This window comes from Roseovarius azorensis, from assembly GCF_900109455.1.
In the GTDB taxonomy this organism is placed as follows: Bacteria; Pseudomonadota; Alphaproteobacteria; order Rhodobacterales; family Rhodobacteraceae; genus Roseovarius; species Roseovarius azorensis.
Window position 1 is genome coordinate 237,055 of sequence record NZ_FOAG01000006.1, and the last position, 24,868, is coordinate 261,922.

Genomic DNA, 24,868 nt, shown 5'->3' on the forward strand with positions numbered 1-24,868 from the left:
TCTCAGCCTGCGATCATCGCCAGAACCGGGGTCTCGATGGCCTCAAGGCACAAGAACAACCCGATGCCTGCAATCATGGCACCGGCAAGGCGGGCGTTGATCGCGTCCGCCTCGGTCGCGCCGAGAAATTTCCCGGCGGCCCGCCCTGCGGCGAGCGCGATCACATATTGCACCAGCCCCAGCCCGATGAGGTAGCCGATCAGGACCGGGATGCCTGCGCCGCCTTCCTGCGCCGCGAGGGTGTCACCGAAGGCAGAGCCGTGAAACAGGCCGAAGCCTGCGAAAATCGCGATGGCGCCGCCGGTGGACAGCGCGCGGCCCGACAGGATGACGCCGCCAAGCACCAGCAGCGAAAGTGCGATCATCGCCTCCTTGAGCGGCAATCCCAGACCGGCATACATCAGGCCGCAGCCAAGCAGCATGGCGGCGATATAGCCTGCGGGGGCCAATATCGGGCGCGGAGTGAAGCGCGCGGCAATGCCCATCGCGATGACAAAGAAGAGATGATCGAACCCCAGAACCGGATGGCCGAGGCCCGAGAGCACCCCCTGGCCAAAGGTGATCATCGGCGCACCCGCAAGCGGATGATGCGCCAGCGCGGGTGACGCGGCCATGATGATGGCGGCGACGGCGCAGGGCTTTTTCATGTATCGTCCCTCCGGCTTTGGGAAAATTCCCGCTGCAAACGGGTCTGGTATGCAGAGCCGGACGCCATGCGTCAACGTCGATTGTGGGCGGATCAGGTCATGTTCCAATGGCGGCAGGGTTGGCGCCGACGGAGTTTGCCGCAATATTGTGTGGATAACTGGTCGGTGCGCCCCATATGCGGTGGTTCGCCGTTGACAGACGCAGGCCCCGCCGCCCACAATTCCGGGATAGTGGAATCACCGGGCCAGAGATAAGCGTGCAGTTTTCCAAACTCAGATTGACCGGCTTCAAGAGCTTTGTCGATCCGACCGACCTGATCATCGCCGATGGGTTGACGGGTGTGGTGGGGCCGAACGGCTGTGGCAAGTCGAATCTGCTGGAGGCGCTGCGCTGGGTGATGGGCGAGAACCGGCCCACGGCGATGCGTGGCGACGGGATGGAGGATGTGATCTTTGCCGGGGCCGCCACGCGGCCCGCGCGCAATTTCGCCGAAGTGGTCATTCATCTCGACAATTCCGAACGTCTGGCGCCTGCGGGTTTCAACGAGGCCGACCACCTGGAGATCGTGCGCCGGATCACCCGCGATGTGGGCAGCGCCTACAAGCTGAACGGCAAGGATGTGCGCGCGCGCGATGTGCAGATGCTGTTTGCCGATGCATCGACGGGGGCGCATTCGCCCGCGCTGGTGCGGCAGGGGCAGATTTCGGAGTTGATCAACGCCAAGCCGAAATCGCGGCGGCGCATTCTGGAAGAGGCGGCGGGAATTTCCGGCCTCTATCAGCGCCGTCATGAGGCCGAGTTGAAATTGCGGGCTGCGGAGACGAACCTCACGCGCGTCGATGACGTTGTCGAGCAACTGGCAGCACAACTGGCGCAATTGGCGCGGCAGGCGAAGCAGGCGGCGCGTTACAGGCAGATCGGCGAGGAGTTGCGGCTGGCCGAGGGGCTGTTGCTCTGGCGACGCTGGAAAGAGGCCGATCTGGCGCGGGCGCGCGCCGAGGACGAGTTGCGCGAGCGCACCACGGCGGCGGCCCGGTCCGAGGCGGCGGCGCGCGAGGCCGGCAGGCTGCGCGCCAAGGCCGAAGAGGCGCTGCCCGGACTGCGCGAGGAAGAGGCGATCGCGGCGGCCATCCTGCAGCGCCTGACTGTTCAGCGCGATATCCTGCGCGATCAGGAGGCAAGCGCCCGCGACCGGATCGAGATGCTGACTGGCCGGATCGAGCAACTGGCCCGCGACATCGAGCGCGAGACCGGCCTCAACCGGGACGCGGTCGAGACCATCGCGCGGCTCGACTGGGAAGCGGCGGAACTGGCCAAAGGGGCCGAGGGGCAGGAGGCGCTGCTGGAGGCGGCGCAGGCCGAGGCGCGAGACGCGGCGCGGGTGTTGCAGGAGCGTGAGAACGACCTGAGCCAGATGACCGAGGACCTGGCGCGCCTTGCCGCACGCCATCAATCGGCGCAGCGCCTGCTGGAAGACTGCCGCAAGACGTTGGCCAAGAGCGAGGCAGAGGCGGAGCGCGCCCGCGCGGCGCAGACCGAGGCGCGCACGGCGCTCGATACGGCGATCAGCGATCATGGCGTGGCGGTCGAGGCCGAGCGCCGCGCCGTGGCGGCGGCAGAGGCGGCAGAGGTCGCACTGGTGGCCGCCGACGAGGCGCGCACAGAGGCGCAGGCGCATGAGGCCGAAGCCCGCGCCGCCCGCTCCGAAGCCGAAGGCGAGTTGAACGCCCTGCGCGCCGAGGTGACGGCGCTGGCAAGGCTGGTGCAGCGTGATACCGCCGAGGGCGGGCAGGTCATGGACCGGCTGCGCGTCGCGCAAGGCTATGAAAAGGCGTTGGGTGCGGCATTGGCAGACGATCTGCGCGCGCCCGAGGTCGGGGTGGACGGGCCGTCGGGCTGGACCGTCCTGCCGGGTTATCCCGCGCCACAATCCCTGCCCGAAGGCGTGAGCGCGCTCAGCGCGCATGTTTCCGTGCCTGCCGTGCTGGCGCGGCGGATGGCGCAGATCGGGCTGGTCGATGCGGATGACGGTGCACGCCTGCAGGCGCAGTTGAAGCCCGGTCAGCGGCTGGTCAGCATCGAGGGCGATCTGTGGCGGTGGGATGGTTTCCGGGCCTGGGCCGAGGATGCGCCGAGCGCGGCGGCCCTGCGCCTGCAGCAGTTGAACCGTCTGGAGGAACTCAAGCAGCAGTTGGAGCATGCGACGGCGCGGGCTGATGGCGCGATGCGGGCGCATGAGGCGTTGCGCGTGACGCTGACGCAGCGCACCGAGGAGGATCGCGTGGCGCGCGAGGCGCGGCGGGCGGCGGATGCGGCTGTGAACGAGGCCAACCGCGCGCTGAGCCGGGCCGAGGCCGATCGGAATCTGGCAGGCTCGCGGCTCGAATCTCTGGGCCTTGCGGTTGCCCGCCATGAAGAAGAGGCGATGGCGGCGCGCAAGGGTCTGTCAGAGGCTGAGAAGGGGGTGGCCGGTCTGGGGGATCTCGACGCGGCGCGTGCGGATCTCGAAGACATCAAGATGACGGTCGAAGCCGCGCGCATGACCATGATGGCCAAACGCTCGGCGGCGGATGAATTGCGCCGCGAGGGCGAACGTCGCACCCGTCGCAGTCAGGAGATCACCAAGGAAGTCAGTGGCTGGCGGCACCGTCTGGAAACGGCGGAAAAACGCAGTGCGGAACTTGCCGAACGCAAGGCGGCGTCAGAGGCCGAACTGACCGAGGCAAGTGCCGCGCCCGAGATCCTGAGCGCCAAGCGCGCCGAACTGGGTGAGGAAATCACCCGCAGCGAGGCGCGCCGCGCCGCCGCCGCCGATGCGCTCTCGACAGCCGAGGGTGTGGCGCGGCAGGCGGCGCTGGATGAACGCGAGGCAGAGCGGCTGGCCTCGGAGGCGCGCGAGATGCGGGCGCGCGCCGAAGCGCGTGTGGATGCCGCGCGCGAGACGCTGGATCTGGCGTCGGAGCGCATTCACGAGGCGCAGGAGGTGACGCCCGAGGCGCTGCTCGACAGCCTCGGGGCCGATCCCGATGCAATGCCTGCCTCGGATGTCATCGAGGCGGATGTGAACCGTCTCAAGCGGCAGCGCGATGCGCTTGGCGCCGTCAACCTGCGCGCCGAAGAGGATGCGCGCGAGGTCGAGGCCGAACATATCGCGCTGATCACCGAAAAGATTGATCTGGAAGAGGCGATCAAGACCCTGCGCAGCGGTATTGCCAGTCTGAACCGCGAGGGGCGCGAGCGGCTGTTGACCGCGTTCGAGCAGGTGAATTCGAATTTCACGCTGCTGTTCCGGCATCTGTTCGGTGGCGGCGAGGCCAGTCTGGTGCTGGTCGAGAGCGACGATCCGCTCGAGGCGGGGCTGGAGATCATGTGCCAGCCACCGGGCAAGAAACTGGCGACGCTGAGCCTTTTGTCCGGTGGCGAGCAGACGCTGACGGCGCTGGCGCTGATCTTTGCGGTATTTCTGGCCAATCCCGCCCCGATTTGTGTGCTCGACGAGGTCGATGCGCCGCTGGACGACGCCAACGTGACGCGGTTCTGTGATCTGCTGGACGAGATGTGCCGCCGCACCGAAACCCGCTTTCTGATCATCACCCACCATGCGGTGACGATGAGCCGGATGGATCGCCTCTATGGTGTGACGATGGCCGAGCAGGGGGTCAGCCAGCTTGTTTCGGTCGATCTGCGCAAGGCCGAGCAGATGGTGGCGTGAAGCCGGTTTCGCGCAGCTGAGGGCCAGGCTGTTCTTGCCTGTATGGCGTATCGGGTGTCGCTGCCTGCATCTTGATGATGATTTGCCGCCCTCCACAACTTATTGCATATATCCACAACAAATTGCTTTACACCCTGCCTGAAAGGCCGCACCATATCTGGTATGGACGGTGGGAATAGCCCCCGTTCGTAGAGCAGGCACCTAGCGCTTGGGGGTGCAACGCCATCCCTGCGCTATAGCAAATGAGGCGGCGCCATGGGACTTTCCGAGCAGTTCTTGCAGGATGACATCCACCCTATCGACATAGTCGAGCATATTGCCGAGCATCACGACTGGGAGTTTGACCGCATCGGTGACGATCAGATCGCGATGGCTGTCGAGGGACAGTGGCGCACCTATTCGATCACGCTGGCGTGGTCGGGCTATGACGAGACGCTGCGCCTGGTCTGCACGTTCGACATGGAGCCGCCCGAGTCCAGGCTGCCGGTGCTGCATGAGATGCTCAACAGCATCAACGACCAGTGCTGGGCGGGGGCGTTTACCTGGTGGGACGAGCAGAAGCTGATGGTCTATCGCTATGGCCTGGTGCTGGCGGGCGGGCAGGTGGCCAGCCCCGAGCAGATTGACACCATGTTGAACGCGGCGGTGATGAGCGCAGAGCGGTATTATCCGGCGTTGCAACTGGCGATCTGGGGTGGGAAATCCCCGCGCGATGCGATGCAGGTCGCCATTGCAGAGGCCTATGGACGCGCGTAACACTGGCCCCCGCGAAATGATCTGAACGACGTGGGGGCGATACGATGACCATGGATCATGTGGCCGAAAACGGTCTTGTTCTGCTGGGTTGCGGCAAGATGGGCAGCGCCATGTTGCAGGGCTGGCTGGCGCAGGGGCTGCCACCCGCATCGGTCTGGGTGATTGATCCCAATCCGTCCGAATGGCTGCGCGGCACCGGCGTGCATGTCAACGCCGATCTGCCCGGCAAACCGGCGATTGTGCTGATTGCCGTCAAACCGCAGATGATGGGCGAGGCGTTGCCGGTGCTCGCGGCCATGGGCAATGGCGAGACGCTTTTTGTCTCGGTTGCCGCCGGCACTCCGATCGCGGCCTTCGAGGTGGTGCTGGGCGAGCGGACCCCGATCGTGCGGGCGATGCCCAATACCCCCGCCGCCATAGGGCGCGGGATCACGGCGATCATCGGCAATGCGCATGCCGGGGCGGACGCTGTCGATCTGGCCGAGATGCTGCTGCGGGCGGTGGGGCAGGTGGTGCGGCTCGAGTCCGAGGATCAGATGGATGCGGTGACGGGGTTGTCGGGCTCTGGCCCGGCCTATGTGTTCCACATGATCGAATGCATGGCACGCGCGGGCGAGGCGCAGGGGCTGGCGCCGGATCTGGCGATGCAACTGGCGCAGGCGACGGTGGCGGGCGCCGGAGCGCTGGCCGAGGCGGCAGAGGAAAGCCCGGCGCAGTTGCGCAAGAATGTCACAAGCCCCAATGGCACCACGCAGGCGGGCCTTGAGGTTCTGATGGACGAGGCCACCGGATTACCGCCGCTGATCGGCAAGACCGTGGCGGCGGCGACGGATCGCTCGCGGGAGCTGCGCGATGGCTGAGATCAGTTTCGACGATTTTCTGAAGGTGGACATCCGTGTGGGTCGCGTCACCCGCGCCGAGCCTTTCCCCGAGGCGCGCAAGCCCGCGATCAAGCTATGGGTCGATTTCGGTGCGGAGATCGGCGAGAAGAAGAGCAGCGCGCAGATCACCGCGCATTACGATCCGGATCGTCTGGTCGGACGGCAGGTCATGGCCGTGGTCAATTTCCCACCGCGCCAGATCGGCCGGTTTTTATCAGAGGTGCTGGTGCTGGGGGTCAGCGATGGCAATGGAGATATCGTTCTGGTAGGCCCCGACCAGAATGTGCCCATCGGAGAGAGATTGCATTGAAACGTATCCTGCTGACCCGTCCGCTGCCTGACCGTGTGGTCGAGGCCGCGCGCGACCTGTTCGAAATCGAGATGCGTGAGGAGAACACGCCGCTGAAACCGGGGCAGATGCGTGGCGCGTTGGCGCTCTATGACGGGATTCTGCCGACGCTGGGGGACATGTTCTCGGTCGAGGTATTTGCGGAGGCCGAAAATTGTCGCTGTCGAATCCTGTCGAATTTTGGCGTGGGATATAACCATATTGATACAGCCGCCGCGCGGGGCGTGGGAATCGCGGTCACCAACACGCCGGGCGCCGTGACCGATGCGACTGCGGATATCGCGATGACGCTGATCCTGATGAGCGCCCGGCGCGCTGGCGAGGGCGAGCGGATGCTGCGGGCGGGCAGGTGGTCCGGCTGGAATCCGACGCAGATGCTGGGCCTGCATGTGACGGGCAGGACGGTAGGGATCATCGGCATGGGCCGGATCGGGCATGCGATTGCCCGGCGCTGCCATTTCGGGTTTGGCATGAAGGTGGTCTATCACAACCGTTCGCCCAAATCCGTGGAGTTCGAGGCCCGTCAGCTGGAAACGCCGGAGGCGGTCGCGGCAGAGGCGGATTTCGTCGTGGTTGCCGTTCCGGGCGGGACCGAGACCCGTCATCTGATCGGGCAGGGGGTGTTTGCCGCGATGAAACCCACCGCGCATTTCATCAATATCGCGCGCGGCGACGTGGTGGACGAGGCGGCGCTGATCGCCGCCCTTCAGTCGGGCCGGATCGCCGGTGCCGGGCTGGATGTCTACGAGCAGGAGCCCCTGGTGCCCGAAGCGCTGAGGGCGCTGGAGAATGTCACGCTGCTGCCGCATCTGGGCACCGCGGCGCTGGAGGTGCGCGAGGCGATGGGGCTGATGGCGGTGGATAACCTGCGGGCATTTTTCGCGGGCGAGACGCCGCCCAATCTGGTCAACTGAGGAAGGCCGCGCCGGGGCACGGCCCGGCGCGCAGTATTCAGACGCGCCCTTTCCACGGCACCAGCCAGTTCTCGGCCTTGCGCATCAGGATGTCGATGCCATAGCCGATGATCCCGATCAGGATGATCCCCATCAGAACGATGTCGGTGAGCTGAAAGCGGCTGGCCACCATGATCATCATGCCAGCGCCCTTTTCGGCGGCCACCAGTTCGGCAGCGACTACCGTGCCCCAGCAGACCCCCATGGCGACGCGCGCGCCGGTGAATATCTCGGGCAGGGAATTGGGCACGATCACATGGCGCATCAACTGCCACTTGGACGCGCCCAGCGAATAGGCGGCATGCACCTTGGAAATCGCCACGCCGGACACACCCGCGCGCGCCGAGATCGTCATGATCCAGAGCGCGGCCAGAAACAGCAGGATGATCTTGCCGCTTTCGCCGATCCCGGCCCAGATGATGACCAGCGGGATGAGCGCCAGCGGCGGCACCGGGCGCATGAATTCGACGATCGGGTCAAACCAGCCGCGGAACCAGTCGCTGAGGCCCATGGCATATCCCAGCGGGATCCCCACCAGCGCGCCCAGGGCAAAGCCCACGATCACCCGAAAGAGCGACCAGTAGAGATGCTCCCACAGGGTGAAATTCTGATAGCCGGAATTCGCGATCTCGGCGACGCGGGCGACCACCGCCTCGGGCGGCGGCAGCCAGATCGGTTCCATCTGCATGCCCTTGGTAGGTGCGAAATTGAGCGACCCCTTGGCGGTCACCGCCACCGTGCCGTCAGCCACGCTGACGGTCTGGCCTTCGGTCACGGGTTGGCCGTCAATCGCCACGACGCGCGCACCGTCCTCCCGCGTTATCTCGTCGTTCTTGTCCATCAACAAGAGCTGCGAGCGCCACGCGCCCACGGCCAGCACGTCATTCCTGGCAAAGCCGTCGCCCGGTTCCGCCTCGGGTTCCGAGACTGTTTCGCCTACCTTGAACACGCGCACGAACACGGTGGCATCGTCGCGGCGCCCGTCAGGGGCCTCGAGCGTGTAGGTGAATTGGGTGTCGCCAACGAACGGCCCCGGCGCGTGGACGGGCACCCATTTGCTGCCGGTGAACGCCCCCCAGATCAGAAAGATCGTGAGCACCGAAATCACGCTGGCCCAGCGATCCGGTCGCACCGCGCTCTCATCGCCAAAGGTCACCGTCTTGAGCGAGGTGAAATCGTTGAGTTGACGGAACTTGCGCACGCCAAAGCGGACCACGAAAAACGCCGCCGTGAAGATCGCAACATAGATAACCAGGATGATCATGCGCCCACCTCTTCGGTCCGACCCATGATCTCTTCTTCCATGTCCCAGATCATCGACAGGATTTCCTCGCGTTTCGCGCCAAAGTCCGGATCCTTCTTGACCTCGCGCAGATCCTTGCCCACGCCCGCATCGGCAAAGGGCAGGCGGTATTCGCGATGGATCCGCCCCGGACGCGGAGCCATGACCAGAAGCCGCTCGCCCAGAAGCAGCGCCTCTTCGACCGAATGGGTGATCAGGATGATCGTCTTGCCGGTCTCTTTCCAGAGTTTGAGCACAAGCCCTTGCATCTTTTCACGGGTCAAGGCATCGAGCGCGCCCAGCGGTTCATCCATCAGGATCACGTCGGGTTCATTTGCCAGACAGCGTGCGAGCGCGACGCGCTGCTGCATGCCGCCGGAGAGTTCATAAACCGCCTTGTCCTTGAAGTCGCGCAGCCCGACCACATCAAGCAGGTGATCGACGTTCTGCCTGAACTGTGTCTCACGCTGTCCCTTCATGCGGGGACCGAAACTCACGTTGTCGCGCACGCTCATCCATTCAAACAGCGCGCCCTGCTGAAACACCATGCCGCGTTCCGCGTCCGGGCCGGTCACGCGGCGACCGTTTAGGGTGACCTGCCCCTCGGTGGGGGCGAGAAACCCGGCGAGAATGTTGAGCAGCGTGGTCTTGCCGCAGCCTGATGGACCCAGAACGCTCATCAGTTCGCCGGTGTTCAACTCGAGCGATACGTTCTGGAGCGCCTGAACATGGCTGCCATTGGGCAGGTCGAACCGCATCGAGATGTTTTCGATGGAAAGTGTAGACATCCCCACCCCCTGAATGTGTCGGATCATCGGGTGAGGGCTGCCCGGATCGCAGGCAGCCCCCTCGATCGCACCGGTCCGGAGATTACATCCCGCTGGCAGAAGCAAGAGGTCCGGTGTTGACGTTGTTTTCATAGGTATCGAGCGCCTTGTCGATGCTACCTGCCTGCACAAAGACATCGGCAACGCCCTTCATGAACTCCTGCGCGCCGCCGCCCAGCCATTTGGCGGAGAGTTGCTCTTCGACCGTGGGGAAGACGAAAGTGTCGATGGTCGCGGCTGTCGCCTCGACGTCCATGCCGCTGTCCTTGGCGATCACGGGCAACATCTCGTCGCGGTTGGCGGGGTCGGCCCACATTGCGTTGGCATCTGCCGTCACCTTGAGAAACTTGGCCACCAGATCAGGATTTTCCGCGACAAAGGCCGCCGGGGCCGAGGTCACGTCAAAGACCAGAATGCCCAGTTCTTCCTTTTCCGCGCCGGTCAGCAGCACATTGCCATGTTCCTTGGCGCGGCGCAGGCTGCCGCCCCAGCCGCAGAACAGATCGACCGCACCCTGTGCGATGGCCGCCGCTCCCTCGGGCGGGGCCATGTTGACCACGTCCATTTTCGCGACATCAACGCCAAAATGGTTCATCTGCTTGAGAAAGCCGTAATGCGCCGCAGTACCGAGCGGCACGGCGACCTTCTTGCCTTCGAGTTCCTTGGCGTTGGTCTTGTCGATTTCCAGCGCCTCGGCGGCGACACAGTTGTCATTGTCCGAGTAGCTGACCGCCACATCGACGATCTGCAGATCCTGTCCGGCGCTGGTCGCCACCACGAACGGTGGCACGCCCTGGCTGACCGAAAGATGCACATCGCCCGATGCCATCGCGGCGCTCATGGCCGTTCCGGTATCGAAGGCGCGCCAGTTCACCTTGACGCCCATCTCCTCGTCATAAGTGCCCATTTCCTTGGCATACTGGAACGGCATCGGCCATTCGAGGAAATAGGCAACGGTAATCTCCTGCGCATTGGCGATTCCGGTCCCCGCCAGAACAGCCAGTCCCGCCGCCGCTGACATCAGCTTTGATTTCAATTTCATTTTATACTCTCCCGTTGGTTCAAGTTCATTCTCTGCCTGGCACCGCACGTTCCGGCGGGTTCTGGTTGCGCCCGGGCTGCGACCTGAACGGCCATCCCGACGACAGGCAATAGTCAGGAGTGAAACCGATCCGCAGGCACCGATCAACGCAATAATAGCAGACCTAAGGTCATTTCAGTATTTCCGAAAAGAGGTTTTCGGATAGCCCGAGATATGCTGTCATCAATGTGGCCCCGGGAGGAAACATTTACCTTTCAGGGTGTTAGTATGAATTTCATGTGAGGCCGCACATATTTGGTCTTAAATAATGGATTGATCTGGCCCTATCGGAATGCCCGGTTTCGCGGCTGATATGATTGTCGGAACACCCGTGTTACAGATACATGGCCCGCGTGCCCGCGCCGGGCCTCAACCTGATGGAGCATCGCCATGGACGGCAAACTTCGCGACAACGACATCTCTCATGTGGTCGAGGCCGACCGCGCGCATGTCTGGCATCATCTGATTCAGCATGCAGGCTGGACCGGCCCGGATCCCAAGGCCGATCCGCGCATCATCGTCGAGGGACGCGGCATGCGGGTCTGGGATCAGAAGGGCAAGGAGCATCTCGACGGTGTGTCGGGCGGCGTCTGGACCGTGAACGTGGGCTACGGGCGCGAGCGCATCGCCAATGCAGTGCGCGATCAGTTGATCAAACTGCCCTATTTCGCCGGTACCGCCGGGTCGATCCCCGGCGCGCTCTTTTCCGAGAAGCTGATCTCGAAAATGCCGGGGATGAGCCGCGTTTACTACACGAACTCCGGCTCCGAGGCGAATGAAAAGGCGTTCAAGATGGTCCGCCAGATCGCGCACAAGCGTCATGGCGGCAAGAAGCACAAGATTCTCTATCGCGACCGCGATTATCACGGCACGACGATTGCCTGCCTCTCGGCCGGCGGTCAGGACGAGCGTAATGCGCAATACGGTCCCTACACCCCCGGTTTCGTGCGGGTGCCGCATTGTCTGGAATATCGCGCGCAATGGGATCTGAGCGGAGAGGAATACGGGCTGGCCGCCGCCAATGCGATTGAAGAGGTGATCCTGCGCGAAGGCCCCGATACGGTGGGCGCGCTCTGTCTTGAGCCGGTGACCGCCGGTGGCGGCGTGATCGTCCCGCCCGAGGGCTATTGGCCCCGCGTGCAGGAGATTTGCCGCAAATACGACATCCTGCTGCATATCGACGAGGTGGTGTGCGGCGTCGGGCGCACCGGCACTTGGTTCGGCTATCAGCATTACGGGGTAGAGCCCGATTTCGTGACCATGGCCAAGGGGGTGGCAAGCGGGTATGCCGCCATCGCCTGTTGTGTGACGAATGAGCGCGTGTTCGAGATGTTCCGCGATGATGCGACGGATCCGATGAACTATTTTCGCGATATTTCCACCTTTGGCGGCTGCACCGCCGGTCCCGCCGCGGCGCTGGAAAACATGGCGATCATCGAGGAAGAGGGGCTGCTCGACAATACCGTGGCGATGGGCGACTACATGCTCGACCAATTGCGTGCGCTCAAGGACAAGCACGCGGTCATCGGCGATGTGCGCGGCAAGGGGCTGTTTCTGGGGGCCGAACTGGTCAGCGACCGCGGCAGCAAAGAGCCCGCGCCGGAGAAACAGGTGCAGGCCGTCGTCGCCGACTGCATGGCGCAGGGCGTCGTGATCGGCGCCACCAACCGTTCGCTGCCGGGGTTCAACAACACGCTGTGTTACAGCCCGGCCCTGATCGCCACCAGAGATGATATCGACCATCTGGTGTCAGCCACCGATCAGGCATTGACCCGCGTTTTCGGCTGATCCGGTTCCGGAGTTCCCTGACTGACCCGGCGCGAGGCAACTGCGCCGGGTTTTTTCGCGCGCCTCAGGCGCGTTCGACCAGAACCGAACCCACCGAATAGCCAGCGCCAAAGGAACAGATCAGGCCACGGTCGCCGGGGGCCAGATCGTCCGAGTATTTCGAGAACGCGATGATCGACCCCGCCGACGAGGTATTGGCGTAATCCTGCAGGATATTGGGCTGCTCGCCGGGCTCTGGCACGCGGCCCAGCACCTTGCGCCCGATAAAATCGTTCATGGCCTTGTTGGCCTGATGCAGCCAGAGACGGCGCAGGTCGGCCGCCGCAACGCCTTCGTCGTCCAGATGCGCCAGAACATGCGCCGAAACCATCGGCAGCACCTCCTTGAACACCTTGCGCCCCTCCTGCACGAACTGCATGTCGCGCCGGTCGGCCATGCCATCGGGACGGGTGCGGCGCAGAAATCCGTTGTTGTTGCGGATGTTGTTGGAGAACTGCGTGGCACAGCGGGTCGAGCGGATGACGAAATGCGATCCCTCTGCGTCCTCGGCCGGCTCAATCAGCAGGGCGGTGCAGACATCGCCAAAAATGAAATGGCAGTCCCGGTCGCGCCATTCGAGATGCCCCGAACAGATTTCCGGGCTGACCACCAGCGCGCGGCGCGCACTGCCTGAACGGATCATGTCGGCGGCGGCCTGAATGCCGAAAGTGGCGGAGGAACAGGCGACGTTCATGTCAAAGGCAAACCCGCCTGCGCCCAGCAATTGCTGGATCTCGATGGCGATCGCCGGATAGGGGCGTTCGTGGTTGGAGGCCGCGCAGATCACCAGATCGACCTCCCGCGCCTCTCGCCCCGCCTGTGCCAGCGCCCTGGCGCAGGCATCGAGCGCCATTTCCGCCATGATCCCCGGTTCGTCATTGCTGCGTTCGCGCAGGTGGGGGTGCATCACGTTCGGGTCGAGCACCCCGCTCTTGTCCATCACATGACGTTGCTCGATGCCCGAGGCGCTGACGATGAAATCGGAGGAGGACGGTGCCTTGGCCTCGACCGTTCCGGCGGCAATGGCCTCTGCGTGGGTGGCATTGTATGTTGCAGCGTAGGCGTTGAACGCCGCCACCAGTTCGTCATTGGTGATCACCTCGGGCGGTGTGAACACGCCTGATCCCGTTATTGCGGGTTGAACCATCGTCTTTCCCCCTCCGGTTCCGGCCAGATCAGCCCAAGCCCGTCGCGGCGTCAAGGTCGATGTGACGCTGGCGCGTCAGTTGATCAGGCCCGCGTGACGCAGGCCATCCTCGACCAGTGCGCGGGTCGGGTCGGTAAGGCCGGTGAGCGGCGAGCGCACCTCTTCGCTGCACAGCCCCAGCCGAGACATGGCGTATTTGACGCCGACCACGCCCGGTTCGGCAAAGATCGCGCGGTGCAGCGGCATCAGGCGGTCCTGAAGGTCGAGCGCCGTGGCATAGTCGCCCGCCAGCGTCGCCTCCTGCACCTGCGCCACCAGTTTCGGCGCGACATTGGCGGTGACCGAGATCACGCCGACCCCGCCCTGCGCGTTGAAACCGTGAGCGGTCGCGTCCTCGCCGGAAATCTGGATGAAGTCCTTGCCGCAGGTGATCCGCTGCGCGCAGACCCGCGCGAGATCGCCGGTTGCGTCCTTGACCCCGATGATGCGCGGCAGTTGCGCCAGCCTGCCCATGGTTTCGGGCGTCATGTCCACCGCCGAGCGACCGGGAATGTTGTAGATGATGATCGGCAGATCGCAGGAGTCGTGCAGTGCGGTGAAATGTGCGATCAGCCCCGCCTGCGTCGGCTTGTTGTAATAGGGGGTCACCACGAGGGCGGCATCGGCGCCTACCTTGTGGGCGTGGCGCATGAAACGGATCGATTCGACCGTATTGTTCGAACCTGCGCCGGCGATCACCGGAATGCGCCCGGCGGCGGCGCGCACCACCTCTTCTACCACGGTTTCATGCTCTTCATGCGACAGCGTCGGGCTTTCGCCGGTGGTACCGACCGGGACAAGGCCATGGCTGCCCTCGCCGATATGCCATTCCACGAGGGTCTTGAGCGTGTCGAGATCCAGCGCGCCGTTCTTGAACGGCGTGACCAGGGCAGGAAAAGATCCTTTGAACATGACACGCTCCTTTCGTTTCCATTTGGCGGGCCTTGGGCGGTTCATCGCGCAGGGGTCCGTGATCGTGAATGGACGCGGGCGCGCGGGCCGCATAGGCTGGCGCTGTCTATCCTTCGCAATGACGGGAAATGCAAGAGATGTTGCGCGCGCTCACCCTGGTTCTGGGGATGATTTCACAGGTTTCCGCCGCATATGCGGCGGATGTGCCGCGGATCGCCCCGCGTCCCCTGGCAAGTGCCGTGGAGGCGATGCAGGGCGGTCGCTGGGAGATCGCCGCGCGCCTTGCGGCGCGCGAGGGTGCGGCGGCGGTCGATCTGATCGAATGGCATCGGCTGCGTGCCGGGCTGGGTACGCCCGCTGAGGTGCTGGCCTTTCTCGCGCGCAACGGGCACTGGCCGGGCCTGGATCGGTTGCGGTGGCAGTGCGAAGAGGTGATGGCGCGTGCCGATTTCGACGAAGTGCTTGCGTTCTACGATGGCTACCGGCCCCAGACCGGCACCGGCGCGCTCAGCCTCGCGCGGGCACTGATCGCTCGTGGGCGGCAGGGCGAGGCCGAGGCGGGCCTGGTTCTGGCGTGGCGCACGCTGGATCTGACGCGCGCCGAGCATGAAGGTTTCCTGCGCGAGCATGGCGCGCTGCTGGCTCCGCATCACGAGGCGCGGCTGGAGATGGCGCTCTGGCGCGGGCTGAACGATGTCGAGGACATGCTGCCGCTGGTCAGCGACAGCACCCGCGCCCTGGCGGAGTTGCGGGCGAAGGTCAAGCGTGAGGGCGGCGAGGGGTTGAGCACGGCACAGGCGCGTAATGCGGGCATCGCGCATGAGCTCTTTACCCGTCACCTGAGCAACGCGCCCGAGAAGGCGATCGAGGTTCTGCTGCGCCAGAGCCGGATCGAGGGAGGTCTGGGAGAGCCGGAGCGCTGGGCAAGCTGGCGGCGTGCGCTCGCCCGGCAGAAAATGCGCGAGGGTGATGCCATGCTGGCCTATGATATCGCCTCGGTGCATCAGTTGGTCGAGGGGTCGGACTACGCAGACCTGGAATGGCTGTCAGGATATGTGGCGCTGACCTACCTGAATGCGCCCGAACTGGCGCTGGATCATTTCCAGCGGCTTCGCGCCGCCGTCGGCACGCCGATTTCGCTGGGGCGGGCGGGATACTGGATCGGGCGCGCGCAGGAGGCGCTGGGGGATAGCGAGGCGGCGCAGGTGGCCTATGCCGAAGGGGCCGCGCATCAGACCAGCTTTTACGGGTTGCTGGCGGCGGAAAAGGCGGGCTTGCCGCCCGACGACCGGCTGGGCGGGCAGGAGCGTTTCCCGCCCTGGCGTGACGCGGCCTTTGCGGCGAGCGATCTGCACGAGATCGGCACGCTGGCACTCAGGATGGGCGATGCGGGGCTGGCGCGCCAGTTTTTCATCAGGCTTTCAGAGTTGCAGGATCGTACCGGGCTGGGGCAGATGGGGCAGATGCTGGAGGAACTGGGCCAGCCGCATCTTCAGATCATGCTGGGCAAGGCGGCGGCAGAGCGCGGGATCGTGGTCGAGGGGCCGTATTATGCGCTACACCCGATGGCCGAAATGGAGCTGAGTGCTCCGATGGAGCTTGCCCTCGCGATTGCGCGGCGTGAGAGCGAGTTCAACTCCGTCGTGGTCAGCGGTGCGGGGGCGCAGGGGCTGATGCAGCTCATGCCCGGCACGGCGCGGGACATGGCGCGCGATCTTGGCTTGATGTATGTGCCCTCGGACGTGCTGAACGACTGGGTCTATAACGCGCGGCTCGGCTCGGCCTACCTGGCGCATCTGGGTGGGCGGTTCGGTGGCAACGTCGTGCTGGTGGCGGTAGGCTATAACGCCGGTCCTGCGCGGGTGGCGCAATGGGTGCAGGAATACGGCGACCCGCGCGCGCGCGATGCGCATGGCATCGTCGACTGGATCGAGAACATCCCCTTTCGCGAGACCCGCAACTACGTGATGCGCGTGGCCGAAAGCCTGCCCGCCTATCGCGCGCGTCTGGGCAAGGAGCCGCTGCCCGGACCGTTTTCCGAGGAGCTGAGCGGCAGCAGCGTTGCTCCGGTCGGAGAGTAGTCGCGCACCGGGTGACGTTCTGATGTCGGTCGGGGCTCGGCGGTCAGCCGAGCCGCCGCTGCCGCCAGAGGGTGAACAGCCCCGCCCCCACGATCAGCGCGCCGCCAAGCGCCACGTTGAGGCGTATGGTCTCGGAAAAGACGAGAATGCCGATGGTGCTGGCGAAGAGCAGTTGCAGGTAGGCAAAGGGCTGCACTGCGCTGGCCTCGGCCACCTCGTAGCATTTGATGAGCGTATAATGCCCCGCCGCCCCGGTGATGCAGAGCGCGCCCATCCAGATCCAGTCGGAGCCTGTCATCGGCTCCCAGAACCACATGCCGACAGCGGTCATGGCAACAGAACCCACAGTGCCGGTCCAGAAAAAGCTGGTGGCGGCGCTGTCGCGACGTGCCACGTAGCGCGTCAGCAGGCCATAGAGCGCGAACATCAGCGCGGCGATGAAGGGAACCACCGCCGCGGGTTTGAAAACGCCAAAGCCCGGTTCCAGAATGATGATGACGCCGACAAAGCCCACGCCGATGGCCGTCCATCGGCGCCAGCCGACATTCTCACCCAGAACCGGCCCCGAGAGGGCCGCAACGAGCAGCGGATAGCAGGCAAAGACCGCGTGGCTCTCGACCAGCCCTAACAGGGTGAAGCCGAAGATCATCACGCAGATTTCCGTCACCAGCAACAATGCGCGAAACCCCTGCATCAGCGGCTGGCTGGTAGTGGCGGCGGCGCGCAATCCACCGGCCTTGCGCGCGGCGATGGTGATCACGAAGGCGGCAAAGAACCAGTAGCGGATCATCACCACCATGAGCACGTTGTACTCGGCCGCCAGATGGCGCGAGAGACCGTCCTGCACCGCAAAGATGAAGGTGGTGAGCACCATGAGCCAGATGCCTAGACGGGTGTTCTGCGTGGTCATGCCCTGCCCTTTGCCGCGACGGTCATGTGCCGTTTGCGGCCATATCCCGGCAGACGGGTAACAGAAAATCCCGCCGCCTCAAGCCCCCGCCGCACGAAGCCGGCGGCGGTATAGGTGGCCGCAGTGCCAGTGTCGGTGGTATGGGCGGCAACCGCTGCCATCAGGTCGGGTTGCCAGAGTTCGGGATTTTTCGCCGGGGAAAACCCGTCGAGAAACCATGCGTCCGCCTTGCCTTTCCAACGGTTTAGGGTCTGGCGCGCGTCGCCGTCGATCAGGGTGAAATGCAGGTCCGGCAGGGCGATCCGCTGCGCCTGTCCCTGCCAATGGGGGGCAAGCTCTGCGGCGATCCCGGCAAGTTCCGCAAAGCGGCTTTGCGCGCGGCGCATGTCTTGCGGCGTCATCGGGTAGGCCTCGAAGCTGGTGTAATGCAGCACGCCGGGGATGCCCGCCGCCCGCCATGCGGCAAGACTGGCCAGAAGGTTCAGCCCGGTGCCAAAACCAAGCTCGGCGATGTGAAACCCGTCCACGAAGCGCGCGGGCAGGTCATTGCCTGCGAGAAACACATGCCGTGTCTCGGCCAGGCCGTTTTCGAGGCTGAAATAGGGATCGTCAAAACGCACCGAGACGGGAATATCGCCGTCGCGCCAGAAGAGTTCTGCCTGCTGGCCCTGCATGCCGCGATCCTCTAAGACGGGGTGGATGCGCGCGACCATGGCGCGGAGGCAGGGGATTGGCAATGGCCGATATCACGGTGATGGGCGCGGGGATTTTCGGCCTGTCGGTTGCGTGGTCCTGCGTGCAGAGGGGCGCGCGGGTGCGGGTGATTGATCCGTTTGGCCCCGGTGCCGGGGCGTCGGGGGGCGTTGTCGGCGCGCTTGCCCCGCATGTGCCGGAAAACTGGAACGACAAGAAGGCGTTTCAGTTTGAAAGCCTCGTGATGGCAGGGGCGTTCTGGGGCGGGGTGGCGGAGGCGGCGGACCTCTCGCCAGGTTATGCGCGGCTGGGGCGGGTGCAGCCGATCATGGACGAGGCGGGACTGACCCTGGCGCGGCGGCGCGAGCAAAGTGCGCGGGATCTGTGGCTGGGCAAGGCCGCGTGGCGCGTCGAGCGGGCAGAGGGCGAGTGGATGCCGGTCAGCGCCACCGGGTATGTGATCCGCGACACGCTGAGCGCGCGGCTGCATCCGCGCCGCGCCTGCGCGGCGCTGGTGGCGGCGCTGCGGGCCAGAGGGGCCGAGGTGCTGCACGAGGGCGCGGCGTCGGGTCAGGTGATCCGGGCCACGGGCGTTGCCGGGCTGGAGGAACTGAACGCGGCTTTCGGGCGGCTGGTCGGTAACGGGGTCAAGGGGCAGGGTGCGGTGCTGGCGTATGATGCGCGTGATCTGCCGCAGATCTTTGCGGATGGCGTGCATGTCGTGCCGCATGAGGATGGCACGGTGGCCGTGGGATCGACCAGCGAACGTGATTATGACGAACCCGCCAGCACCGATGCGCAGCTTGACGAGGTCATCGCGCGGGCGGTTGCCGCTGTGCCTGTGCTGGATGGGGCCAGGGTGCTGGAGCGGTGGGCGGGGCTGCGCCCGCGCGCACGGTCGCGCGCACCGATGCTGGGCCCGCACCCCCTGCGCCGGGGCGAATTCATCGCCAATGGCGGTTTCAAGATCGGGTTCGGCATGGCCCCCGGCATAGGGCAGGTGATGGCCGACCTGGTTCTGGAGGGGGTGGATCATATCCCCGAGGGTTTTCGGCCAGAGGCGTCTTTGTAAGGGATCACGATGATGTAAAGAGACCGGCATAGTCGGCGCGCAGGATGTTTTTCTGCACCTTGCCCATGGTATTGCGCGGCAACTCGTCCAGAACGATCAGCCTGCGCGGATGCTTGAACCGGGCGAGCGATTGCGCGACCGTCCCCGCGATGGCGTCGAGATCAAGCGTGGCCCCCCTCTGCGCCACCAGAAAGCCCACCACCGTCTCGCCGAAATCGGGATGCGGCACGCCCACTACCGCGCTTTCCAGCACGCCGGGCTGTTCGTCGAGCAGCAACTCGATCTCCTTTGGGTAGATGTTGTAGCCGCCCGAGATGATCAGATCCTTGTTGCGACCGACGATCTGCACGTAGCCCTGATCGTCGATCATTCCCAGATCGCCGGTGATGAAAAAGCCGTTCTCGCGCAGCTCTTCCGCCGTTTTCTCGGGCATGTTCCAATAGCCCTTGAACACATTGGGTCCGCGCACCTCGATCAGGCCGATCTCGCCCTGCGGCAGCTCCGCACCGGTCTGCGGGTCGGTGATCTTGAGTTCCACCCCCGGCAGGGGAAAGCCCACCGTGCCCGCGCGCCGCGCGCCGTCATAGGGGTTCGAGGTGTTCATGTTGGTTTCGGTCATGCCATAGCGTTCAAGGATGCGATGGCCGGTCCGTTCCTCGAACGCCACATGGGTTTCCGCCAGCAGAGGTGCCGACCCGGACACGAAGAGGCGCATATGCGCCACGAGATCGCGGGTGAAACGCGGATCGTCCAGAAGGCGGGTGTAGAATGTGGGCACTCCCATCATCGAGGTGGCGCGCGGCAGGTTGTCGATCATCTGGTCGAGGTCGAATTTCGGCAGGAATATCATCGACCCGCCCGCCAGAAGGATGATGTTGGTCGCCACAAAGAGGCCGTGCGTGTGAAAGATCGGCAGCGCGTGCAGCAGGACATCTTTGGCCGTGAAGCGCCAGCAATCCACCAGCACCTCGGCATTGGACAGCAGGTTGGTCTGCGTCAGCATTGCCCCCTTGGAACGTCCCGTCGTGCCTGAGGTATAGAGGAATGCCGCCAGATCATTGGCACCGCGCGGGGTGGTCTCGAACGTCTCGGGCTGGCCCTTGGCCGCCTCTGGCAGGGTGCCGGTGCCATCGGCATCGAGCGTCATCAGCCGCGCCCCGGCCTGATCGGCCACGACCTTCAGCGCATCCGCCCGCCGGCTGTCGCACAGGAGCAGCCGTGCGCCGCTGTCGGTCACGAAATAGGCCAGTTCATCGGCAGTGTAGCCGGTGTTGAGTGGGAGGAAAACGATCCCCGCCTGCACGCAGGCCGCATAGACCGCGAGCGCTTGCGGAGATTTCTCGACCTGCGCCGCCAGCCGGTCACCGGGTGCGAGGTCCGCGTTGCGCAGCGCGTGGGCAAACCGTGCGGTCAGGCGCAGAAAGGCATCGTAGCTGACCGCCGATCCATCGGCGAGATGCAGGAACGGCGCGCTCTGCCCGGCATGGCGACCGAACAGCGTGTCATAGAGGGGATTGGCCATGCGTCTTGTCCTTCAGTCCGTCTTTTTCCCGGCGGCGGCCAGCGTCGTCACCTCTGCCGAGGCGGCAATCGCGCCCGCCCCCGCGAACCGCTCGTGGTTCTGCGAGATCTGCGCCCGGTCGTAAAGGTAATTCACCATCACGCCGCCCGATTGCCTTTGTCCGTTGGGGGACAGATCGGCATCGGCGTGAATGGCATGCACGGACGCCCCGTTGCCCAGATGGAACCGCGCCACCGGATCATAGGGTCCGCCATCCTCGCGCCTGGCGTTAAGCAGATAGCGCGCAGTGATCGCGCGCCGCGCCTCCGCCTCGTCGGGCAGCGGCGTGCCGGTCTCGTCCAGCCAGCGGGTCAGCCCTGGGATTGGCGAGAGCGTGACAAATGTTCCGAGATTGGGCAATTCCTGCGAGAGATCCGCCACCACCTGCTTGATCAGCGAGTTGCCGAATGAAATCCCGGCCAGTCCCGCCTGACAGTTCGAGATCGAATAGAACACCGCCGTGTCCGCCTGATCCGCCGGGATCGCCTCGCGGTCCTCGGACAGCACGTCATGGATCGCGCCGGGTATCCCGCGGCTCAGCGCCACTTCGACAAAGATAAGCGGCTCGTCCGGCATCGCCGGGTGAAAGAACCCGAAACAGCGCCGGTCCTTTGGCGCCAGACGGCGGCGCAGATCATCCCAGCTGTCGATCGCATGCACCGCCTCGTAGGCGATGATCTTTTCCAGGATATCGGCGGGCGAGGACCAGTTGATCGGCCGCAGCACCAGAAAGCCGCGATTGAACCACGAGGCAAAGAGATGCTTGAGATCCAGATCGACCACCGCCAGAGCCGGATTGTCCCGCGCCAGCCGCAAGAGATCGGCGCGCATCGCCACCAGTTGCGCGGTCGCCCCCGGCACCTGATTGAGCCTGCGCGCCAGTTCCTGACGCGGCGGTTCCGCGGCTGCCATGAAAGCGCGGTAGCTGCCCCGGTCGGGGGCCGTCTCAAAAGCGTCCAATGCGTTGCGCACCGTTTCCGGGTCGACACCAAGATCGTTCGTCAGAAACCCGAAGAACGCCAGTTTGCCCGCGTCCTCCATGCCGGCGTAGCGATCCAGGATCAGTCGCGAGAGCGCCATGCCCGAGACCTCGCCGGAACTGCCCAGGAGATCGCGGGCCAGATCCTCGATGCTGCGATTCTGCCGGTCAGGTTCGGACGCGCCGCGATAGCGCCGCTCGAAGATCGTCGTCAGCAGATCGGCCAGAACGCTCATTGCGTCACTCCCATGACCACATCGGGCAGCCATGTTGCAAGCCCCGGAAAGAAGCACAGCAGAACGATGGCGAGGATCATGCAGCCGACATAAGGCAACGAGCCATAGAGGATCGTCTTGAGCTTAATATCCGGCGCGATGCCGTTGATGACATAGAGGTTGAGGCCCACGGGCGGCGAAATCAGGCCGATTTCCATGTTGATCGTCAGAACCACGGCAAACCAGATCGGATCGAAGCCAGCCGTGATGATGATCGGCAGAAGGATCGGCGCCGCCATCAGGATCACCGCCACCGGCGGCAGGAAAAAGCCCGCGATCAACAGAAAGACATTGACTGCCCCCATCAGCACCCAGCGGTTCACCTCCAGTGTGCCGATCCATTGGGCAATCGACTGGGTGATGAACAGCGACGACAGCATGTAGGAAAACACCCCCGCCGCGGCGATGATGAAGAGGATCATCACGCTTTCGCGCGTCGAATCGCGCAGGACGACCCACAGCGCGCGGGGCGACCAGAGGCTGTAGATGATCATGGCGATCAGCAGGCAGAGCAGCGCGCCGACAGCGGCGGTTTCCGACGGTGTGGCGATGCCGCCATACATGGCATAGAGCACGCCCAGAATGATCGCCAGAAACGGCAGCACGCGCGGCAGGATCTCGAGCCGCTCGGTCCACGAATAGCTGCGCCCGCCCAGAAGGTTCACGTCGCCCGAGCGCCAGGTGGAATAGAGCGACCATATCATGAAGAGGCCGACCAGCATCAGGCCCGGAATGACCCCGGCGAGAAACAGCCGGCCAATCGAGGTTTCCGTGGCGATGCCGTAAACGATCATCGTGACCGATGGCGGGATGAGGATGCCCAGCGTGCCACCGGCGGCGATGGAGCCGGCCGCGACCGCATCCGGATAGCCGCGCTTGCGCATCTCGGGAATGCCCATTTTGCCGATGGCGGCGCAGGTGGCGGGCGACGACCCGGACATCGCCGAAAACAGCGCGCAGGCCCCGAGGTTGGAGATCACGAGGCCGCCCGGCACGCGCGTCAGCCAGCGTTCCAGCGCCTCGTAGAGATCAGCCCCGGCGCGGGTCGAGGCGATGGAGGCCCCCATGATGATGAACATCGGGATCGACAGCAGCGCGAAATTGTTGAGTTTGCCAAAGAAGATCTCGGGCATCAGTTCCAGCGAGCGCACCCCGTCAAAGACGATCAGGAACCCGCCCGAGACAATCAGCAGGCCGAGCGCCACCGAGACGCCGGAGAACAGCACCACAATCGTTGCAATCGCCACGATCAGGCCAAGCAGAAGCGGGTCCATCAGGCGTCCTCCAGTCCAAAGGGCGTGTCGATATTCAGCACCACCGCCACCAGATCGGCGATGAGTTGCAACAGAAACAGGCCAAGCCCGATCGGCAGCGCGAGGTAGGGTATCCACAGCCTGACCGCCCAGACCGTGTCGGATGTCCAGCCGCGCGCCCAGGCGATGTGCCAGAATTCATAGCCATACCACAGCATGACCGCGACAATTGCGATGGAGAGCGTCAGCGTGAGCACGGCCAGCCCCTTGCGCGCGCGTCCGGGCAGGGCGAGCGGGATCAGATCCACATTCACATGCCCGCGCAGCCGCTGCACATAGGGCAGGCCCAGCAGCGTGGCGGCGATCATCAGGTAGATCACCACCTCTGTCTGCCAGACGGTTGTGCCATTGAGGACAAAGCGCACCCAGATCATCTGACAGGTGATGATGACAGAGGCGACGATCATCCCGGCGGCGACCCAGCCCGCAAAGGTCGAGAGCGCCGCAACAGCGCGCAGAAACGGATTTTGTCCAGTGCGCGCAACCGTACCCGATACATGGCCAGCCATGGTCAGTCCTCGCGTAAATAAAAGGTGTCAGGAAGGGCCGCCGCGCCTTGCCCGGCGGCCCGGTGCGACTACTCGACGGCGAAGGCCATATCCAGCAGCGCCTGCCCGTCCGGCACGCTCTCGACAAATGCCTTGTAAGAGGTTTCCTGCGCCAGCGCACGCCAGGCCTGGAAATCCTCTTCGGTCATTGCGGCGATCTCGACGCCTGCATCGCGGAACACATCGACCGAGGCGGCATCCTCTTTCTTGGCCTCTTCCAGATAGAACGCTTCGGCCTTCTCGGCGGCGGCAAGCAGGGCGCTCTGTTGTTCTGCGGTCAGACCCTCGAAGGTGGATTTGTTCATCAGGAGCGGTTGATACATGAACCACAGCGCGATATCGCCTGCGGGCGTGTAGCATTTGACCTGCTCATAGATGCGGAACGATACAAAAGACGAGGACGAGGTGTTGACCGCATCCAGAACCCCGGTCTGCATCGCGTTGTAGATTTCCGACGACGCCATCGAGGCAATCGACGCCCCGGCACCGGCCAGCATCTGCTCGAACGCCTTGCCCGCCGCACGGGTCTGCATTCCGGCTACATCCTCGGGGCGGGTAATGCACTGACCGGTGCTGGCAAAGCCACCGGCCAGATAGCCATGCACCAGAACCATGACGTCATCCTCGGCCATCTTGGCCTCGATCGCCTCCATGAAAGGGCTGTCGGACAGACGTGCCGCGTGGTCGTGGTTCTTGACCAGACCCGGCATCAACGTGAGGTTGTAAGAGGGTTGCTGCCCACCTGCATAACTGAGCGGCAGCACGGTCATGTCGAGCTGGCCCCGGCTGAGCGGGGTATATTGCTCGCGTGCCTTGAACAGCGATTCAGAGCCGAAAATCCTGATCTCCAGATCGACCCCCGCAGCGGCGACCTCGTCGGCCACGATCTGTGCGACCTGATGGCGCACATCCTGACTGGACCATTGATGCGAAAGCCGCAGTTCGGTTGCGGTGGCGATGCTGCCGAGCAGCATCATCCCGGCGGCTGTTGCTGCCGTGAAAGTCATCTTGTTCATTCTATC

At 64.5% G+C, this 24,868-nt stretch carries 21 protein-coding genes; 8 read left to right on the top strand and 13 right to left on the bottom strand.

Going from position 1 to position 24,868, the window contains the following annotated elements; translation table 11 throughout:
* Positions 1–2: 2 nt before the first annotated feature.
* Positions 3–647, bottom strand: a complete 645-nt coding sequence (locus tag BSG08_RS11275; protein ID WP_093036657.1) for a HupE/UreJ family protein — start codon at positions 645–647, stop codon at positions 3–5.
* Positions 648–904: 257 nt separating this feature from the next.
* Here BSG08_RS11275 and BSG08_RS11280 point away from each other — a divergent pair, with 257 nt between their 5' ends.
* The 5 genes from BSG08_RS11280 (at position 905) to BSG08_RS11300 (ending at position 7,260) form a co-directional block, all read left to right on the top strand.
* Positions 905–4,360, top strand: a complete 3,456-nt coding sequence (locus tag BSG08_RS11280; RefSeq protein ID WP_175544767.1) for a chromosome segregation SMC family protein — start codon at positions 905–907, stop codon at positions 4,358–4,360.
* 255 nt (positions 4,361–4,615) lie between these two features.
* The gene (locus tag BSG08_RS11285) at positions 4,616–5,116 is read left to right on the top strand and encodes a type III secretion system chaperone family protein (protein ID WP_093036662.1); all 501 of its coding nucleotides are present in this window, start codon (positions 4,616–4,618) and stop codon (positions 5,114–5,116) included.
* 44 nt (positions 5,117–5,160) lie between these two features.
* Positions 5,161–5,976 (top strand): pyrroline-5-carboxylate reductase, encoded by an 816-nt coding sequence (gene proC / locus BSG08_RS11290; protein ID WP_093036665.1) that lies wholly within the window; start codon positions 5,161–5,163, stop codon positions 5,974–5,976.
* Positions 5,969–6,307, top strand: coding sequence for a tRNA-binding protein (locus BSG08_RS11295; protein WP_093036668.1), 339 nt, complete (start codon positions 5,969–5,971; stop codon positions 6,305–6,307). The genes proC and BSG08_RS11295 overlap by 8 nt, the downstream gene beginning before the upstream one ends.
* Positions 6,304–7,260, top strand: a complete 957-nt coding sequence (locus tag BSG08_RS11300; protein ID WP_093036671.1) for a 2-hydroxyacid dehydrogenase — start codon at positions 6,304–6,306, stop codon at positions 7,258–7,260. The genes BSG08_RS11295 and BSG08_RS11300 overlap by 4 nt, the downstream gene beginning before the upstream one ends.
* Before the next feature lie 37 nt (positions 7,261–7,297).
* On the opposite strand, the gene BSG08_RS11305 is transcribed toward BSG08_RS11300, so the two are convergent.
* The 3 genes from BSG08_RS11305 to BSG08_RS11315 all read right to left on the bottom strand — a co-directional run bounded on the left by BSG08_RS11305 (position 7,298) and on the right by BSG08_RS11315 (position 10,450).
* The gene (locus BSG08_RS11305; protein WP_093036674.1) at positions 7,298–8,563 is read right to left on the bottom strand and encodes an ABC transporter permease; all 1,266 of its coding nucleotides are present in this window, start codon (positions 8,561–8,563) and stop codon (positions 7,298–7,300) included.
* Positions 8,560–9,369 (bottom strand): taurine ABC transporter ATP-binding protein, encoded by an 810-nt coding sequence (locus BSG08_RS11310; RefSeq protein ID WP_093036677.1) that lies wholly within the window; start codon positions 9,367–9,369, stop codon positions 8,560–8,562. The genes BSG08_RS11305 and BSG08_RS11310 overlap by 4 nt, the downstream gene beginning before the upstream one ends.
* 82 nt (positions 9,370–9,451) lie before the next feature.
* Positions 9,452–10,450 carry a taurine ABC transporter substrate-binding protein gene (locus tag BSG08_RS11315; protein ID WP_093036680.1) on the bottom strand — a complete coding sequence of 333 codons (999 nt, stop codon included), beginning with the start codon at positions 10,448–10,450 and terminating at the stop codon, positions 9,452–9,454.
* Between the two features lie 429 nt (positions 10,451–10,879).
* Here BSG08_RS11315 and BSG08_RS11320 point away from each other — a divergent pair, with 429 nt between their 5' ends.
* Positions 10,880–12,277, top strand: coding sequence for an aminotransferase family protein (locus tag BSG08_RS11320; protein ID WP_093036683.1), 1,398 nt, complete (start codon positions 10,880–10,882; stop codon positions 12,275–12,277).
* Positions 12,278–12,341: 64 nt separating this feature from the next.
* On the opposite strand, the gene BSG08_RS11325 is transcribed toward BSG08_RS11320, so the two are convergent.
* Both BSG08_RS11325 and dapA read right to left on the bottom strand, forming a co-directional pair.
* On the bottom strand, positions 12,342–13,463 hold the full coding sequence (locus tag BSG08_RS11325; protein ID WP_093036686.1) for a beta-ketoacyl-ACP synthase III: 1,122 nt from the start codon (positions 13,461–13,463) through the stop codon (positions 12,342–12,344).
* Between the two features lie 75 nt (positions 13,464–13,538).
* Positions 13,539–14,414 (bottom strand): 4-hydroxy-tetrahydrodipicolinate synthase, encoded by an 876-nt coding sequence (dapA, locus tag BSG08_RS11330; RefSeq protein WP_093036830.1) that lies wholly within the window; start codon positions 14,412–14,414, stop codon positions 13,539–13,541.
* A gap of 128 nt (positions 14,415–14,542) precedes the next feature.
* Here dapA and BSG08_RS11335 point away from each other — a divergent pair, with 128 nt between their 5' ends.
* On the top strand, positions 14,543–16,495 hold the full coding sequence (locus BSG08_RS11335) for a lytic transglycosylase domain-containing protein (RefSeq protein ID WP_093036689.1): 1,953 nt from the start codon (positions 14,543–14,545) through the stop codon (positions 16,493–16,495).
* A gap of 43 nt (positions 16,496–16,538) precedes the next feature.
* Here BSG08_RS11335 and BSG08_RS11340 read toward each other — a convergent pair whose 3' ends face one another.
* On the bottom strand, positions 16,539–17,405 hold the full coding sequence (locus BSG08_RS11340; protein WP_093036692.1) for a DMT family transporter: 867 nt from the start codon (positions 17,403–17,405) through the stop codon (positions 16,539–16,541).
* Positions 17,402–18,079: a tRNA (5-methylaminomethyl-2-thiouridine)(34)-methyltransferase MnmC2 gene (mnmC2, locus tag BSG08_RS11345; protein ID WP_093036833.1), complete on the bottom strand. Its 678-nt coding sequence runs from the start codon at positions 18,077–18,079 to the stop codon at positions 17,402–17,404. Before mnmC2 ends, BSG08_RS11340 begins: the two co-directional genes overlap by 4 nt.
* Positions 18,080–18,141: 62 nt before the next feature.
* Here mnmC2 and BSG08_RS11350 point away from each other — a divergent pair, with 62 nt between their 5' ends.
* Positions 18,142–19,170, top strand: coding sequence for an NAD(P)/FAD-dependent oxidoreductase (locus tag BSG08_RS11350; protein WP_093036695.1), 1,029 nt, complete (start codon positions 18,142–18,144; stop codon positions 19,168–19,170).
* A gap of 4 nt (positions 19,171–19,174) precedes the next feature.
* On the opposite strand, the gene BSG08_RS11355 is transcribed toward BSG08_RS11350, so the two are convergent.
* The 5 genes from BSG08_RS11355 to dctP all read right to left on the bottom strand — a co-directional run bounded on the left by BSG08_RS11355 (position 19,175) and on the right by dctP (position 24,862).
* Positions 19,175–20,692, bottom strand: coding sequence for a malonate--CoA ligase (locus tag BSG08_RS11355; RefSeq protein ID WP_093036698.1), 1,518 nt, complete (start codon positions 20,690–20,692; stop codon positions 19,175–19,177).
* Positions 20,693–20,704: 12 nt separating this feature from the next.
* Entirely contained in the window at positions 20,705–21,946 is a 1,242-nt protein-coding gene (locus BSG08_RS11360) for a malonyl-CoA decarboxylase (protein WP_093036701.1), read from the bottom strand.
* The gene (locus BSG08_RS11365; RefSeq protein ID WP_093036704.1) at positions 21,943–23,259 is read right to left on the bottom strand and encodes a TRAP transporter large permease; all 1,317 of its coding nucleotides are present in this window, start codon (positions 23,257–23,259) and stop codon (positions 21,943–21,945) included. The genes BSG08_RS11360 and BSG08_RS11365 overlap by 4 nt, the downstream gene beginning before the upstream one ends.
* The gene (locus BSG08_RS11370) at positions 23,259–23,807 is read right to left on the bottom strand and encodes a TRAP transporter small permease (RefSeq protein ID WP_093036707.1); all 549 of its coding nucleotides are present in this window, start codon (positions 23,805–23,807) and stop codon (positions 23,259–23,261) included. Before BSG08_RS11370 ends, BSG08_RS11365 begins: the two co-directional genes overlap by 1 nt.
* Positions 23,808–23,875: 68 nt before the next feature.
* Positions 23,876–24,862 carry a TRAP transporter substrate-binding protein DctP gene (gene dctP / locus BSG08_RS11375; RefSeq protein ID WP_093036710.1) on the bottom strand — a complete coding sequence of 329 codons (987 nt, stop codon included), beginning with the start codon at positions 24,860–24,862 and terminating at the stop codon, positions 23,876–23,878.
* Between the last annotated feature and the right edge of the window lie 6 nt (positions 24,863–24,868).

What these genes read in the sequence shown, in the direction of transcription:
- BSG08_RS11275 (WP_093036657.1), bottom strand. Translation starts at nt 647, where the DNA reads ATGAAAAAGCCCTGCGCCGTCGCCGCCATCATCATGGCCGCGTCACCC.
- BSG08_RS11285 (WP_093036662.1), top strand. Translation starts at nt 4,616, where the DNA reads ATGGGACTTTCCGAGCAGTTCTTGCAGGATGACATCCACCCTATCGAC.
- proC (WP_093036665.1), top strand. Translation starts at nt 5,161, where the DNA reads ATGACCATGGATCATGTGGCCGAAAACGGTCTTGTTCTGCTGGGTTGC.
- BSG08_RS11295 (WP_093036668.1), top strand. Translation starts at nt 5,969, where the DNA reads ATGGCTGAGATCAGTTTCGACGATTTTCTGAAGGTGGACATCCGTGTG.
- BSG08_RS11305 (WP_093036674.1), bottom strand. Translation starts at nt 8,563, where the DNA reads ATGATCATCCTGGTTATCTATGTTGCGATCTTCACGGCGGCGTTTTTC.
- BSG08_RS11310 (WP_093036677.1), bottom strand. Translation starts at nt 9,369, where the DNA reads ATGTCTACACTTTCCATCGAAAACATCTCGATGCGGTTCGACCTGCCC.
- BSG08_RS11315 (WP_093036680.1), bottom strand. Translation starts at nt 10,450, where the DNA reads ATGAAATTGAAATCAAAGCTGATGTCAGCGGCGGCGGGACTGGCTGTT.
- BSG08_RS11320 (WP_093036683.1), top strand. Translation starts at nt 10,880, where the DNA reads ATGGACGGCAAACTTCGCGACAACGACATCTCTCATGTGGTCGAGGCC.
- BSG08_RS11325 (WP_093036686.1), bottom strand. Translation starts at nt 13,463, where the DNA reads ATGGTTCAACCCGCAATAACGGGATCAGGCGTGTTCACACCGCCCGAG.
- dapA (WP_093036830.1), bottom strand. Translation starts at nt 14,414, where the DNA reads ATGTTCAAAGGATCTTTTCCTGCCCTGGTCACGCCGTTCAAGAACGGC.
- BSG08_RS11335 (WP_093036689.1), top strand. Translation starts at nt 14,543, where the DNA reads ATGCAAGAGATGTTGCGCGCGCTCACCCTGGTTCTGGGGATGATTTCA.
- BSG08_RS11340 (WP_093036692.1), bottom strand. Translation starts at nt 17,405, where the DNA reads ATGACCACGCAGAACACCCGTCTAGGCATCTGGCTCATGGTGCTCACC.
- mnmC2 (WP_093036833.1), bottom strand. Translation starts at nt 18,079, where the DNA reads ATGCAGGGCCAGCAGGCAGAACTCTTCTGGCGCGACGGCGATATTCCC.
- BSG08_RS11350 (WP_093036695.1), top strand. Translation starts at nt 18,142, where the DNA reads ATGGCCGATATCACGGTGATGGGCGCGGGGATTTTCGGCCTGTCGGTT.
- BSG08_RS11355 (WP_093036698.1), bottom strand. Translation starts at nt 20,692, where the DNA reads ATGGCCAATCCCCTCTATGACACGCTGTTCGGTCGCCATGCCGGGCAG.
- BSG08_RS11360 (WP_093036701.1), bottom strand. Translation starts at nt 21,946, where the DNA reads ATGAGCGTTCTGGCCGATCTGCTGACGACGATCTTCGAGCGGCGCTAT.
- BSG08_RS11365 (WP_093036704.1), bottom strand. Translation starts at nt 23,259, where the DNA reads ATGGACCCGCTTCTGCTTGGCCTGATCGTGGCGATTGCAACGATTGTG.
- BSG08_RS11370 (WP_093036707.1), bottom strand. Translation starts at nt 23,807, where the DNA reads ATGGCTGGCCATGTATCGGGTACGGTTGCGCGCACTGGACAAAATCCG.
- dctP (WP_093036710.1), bottom strand. Translation starts at nt 24,862, where the DNA reads ATGAACAAGATGACTTTCACGGCAGCAACAGCCGCCGGGATGATGCTG.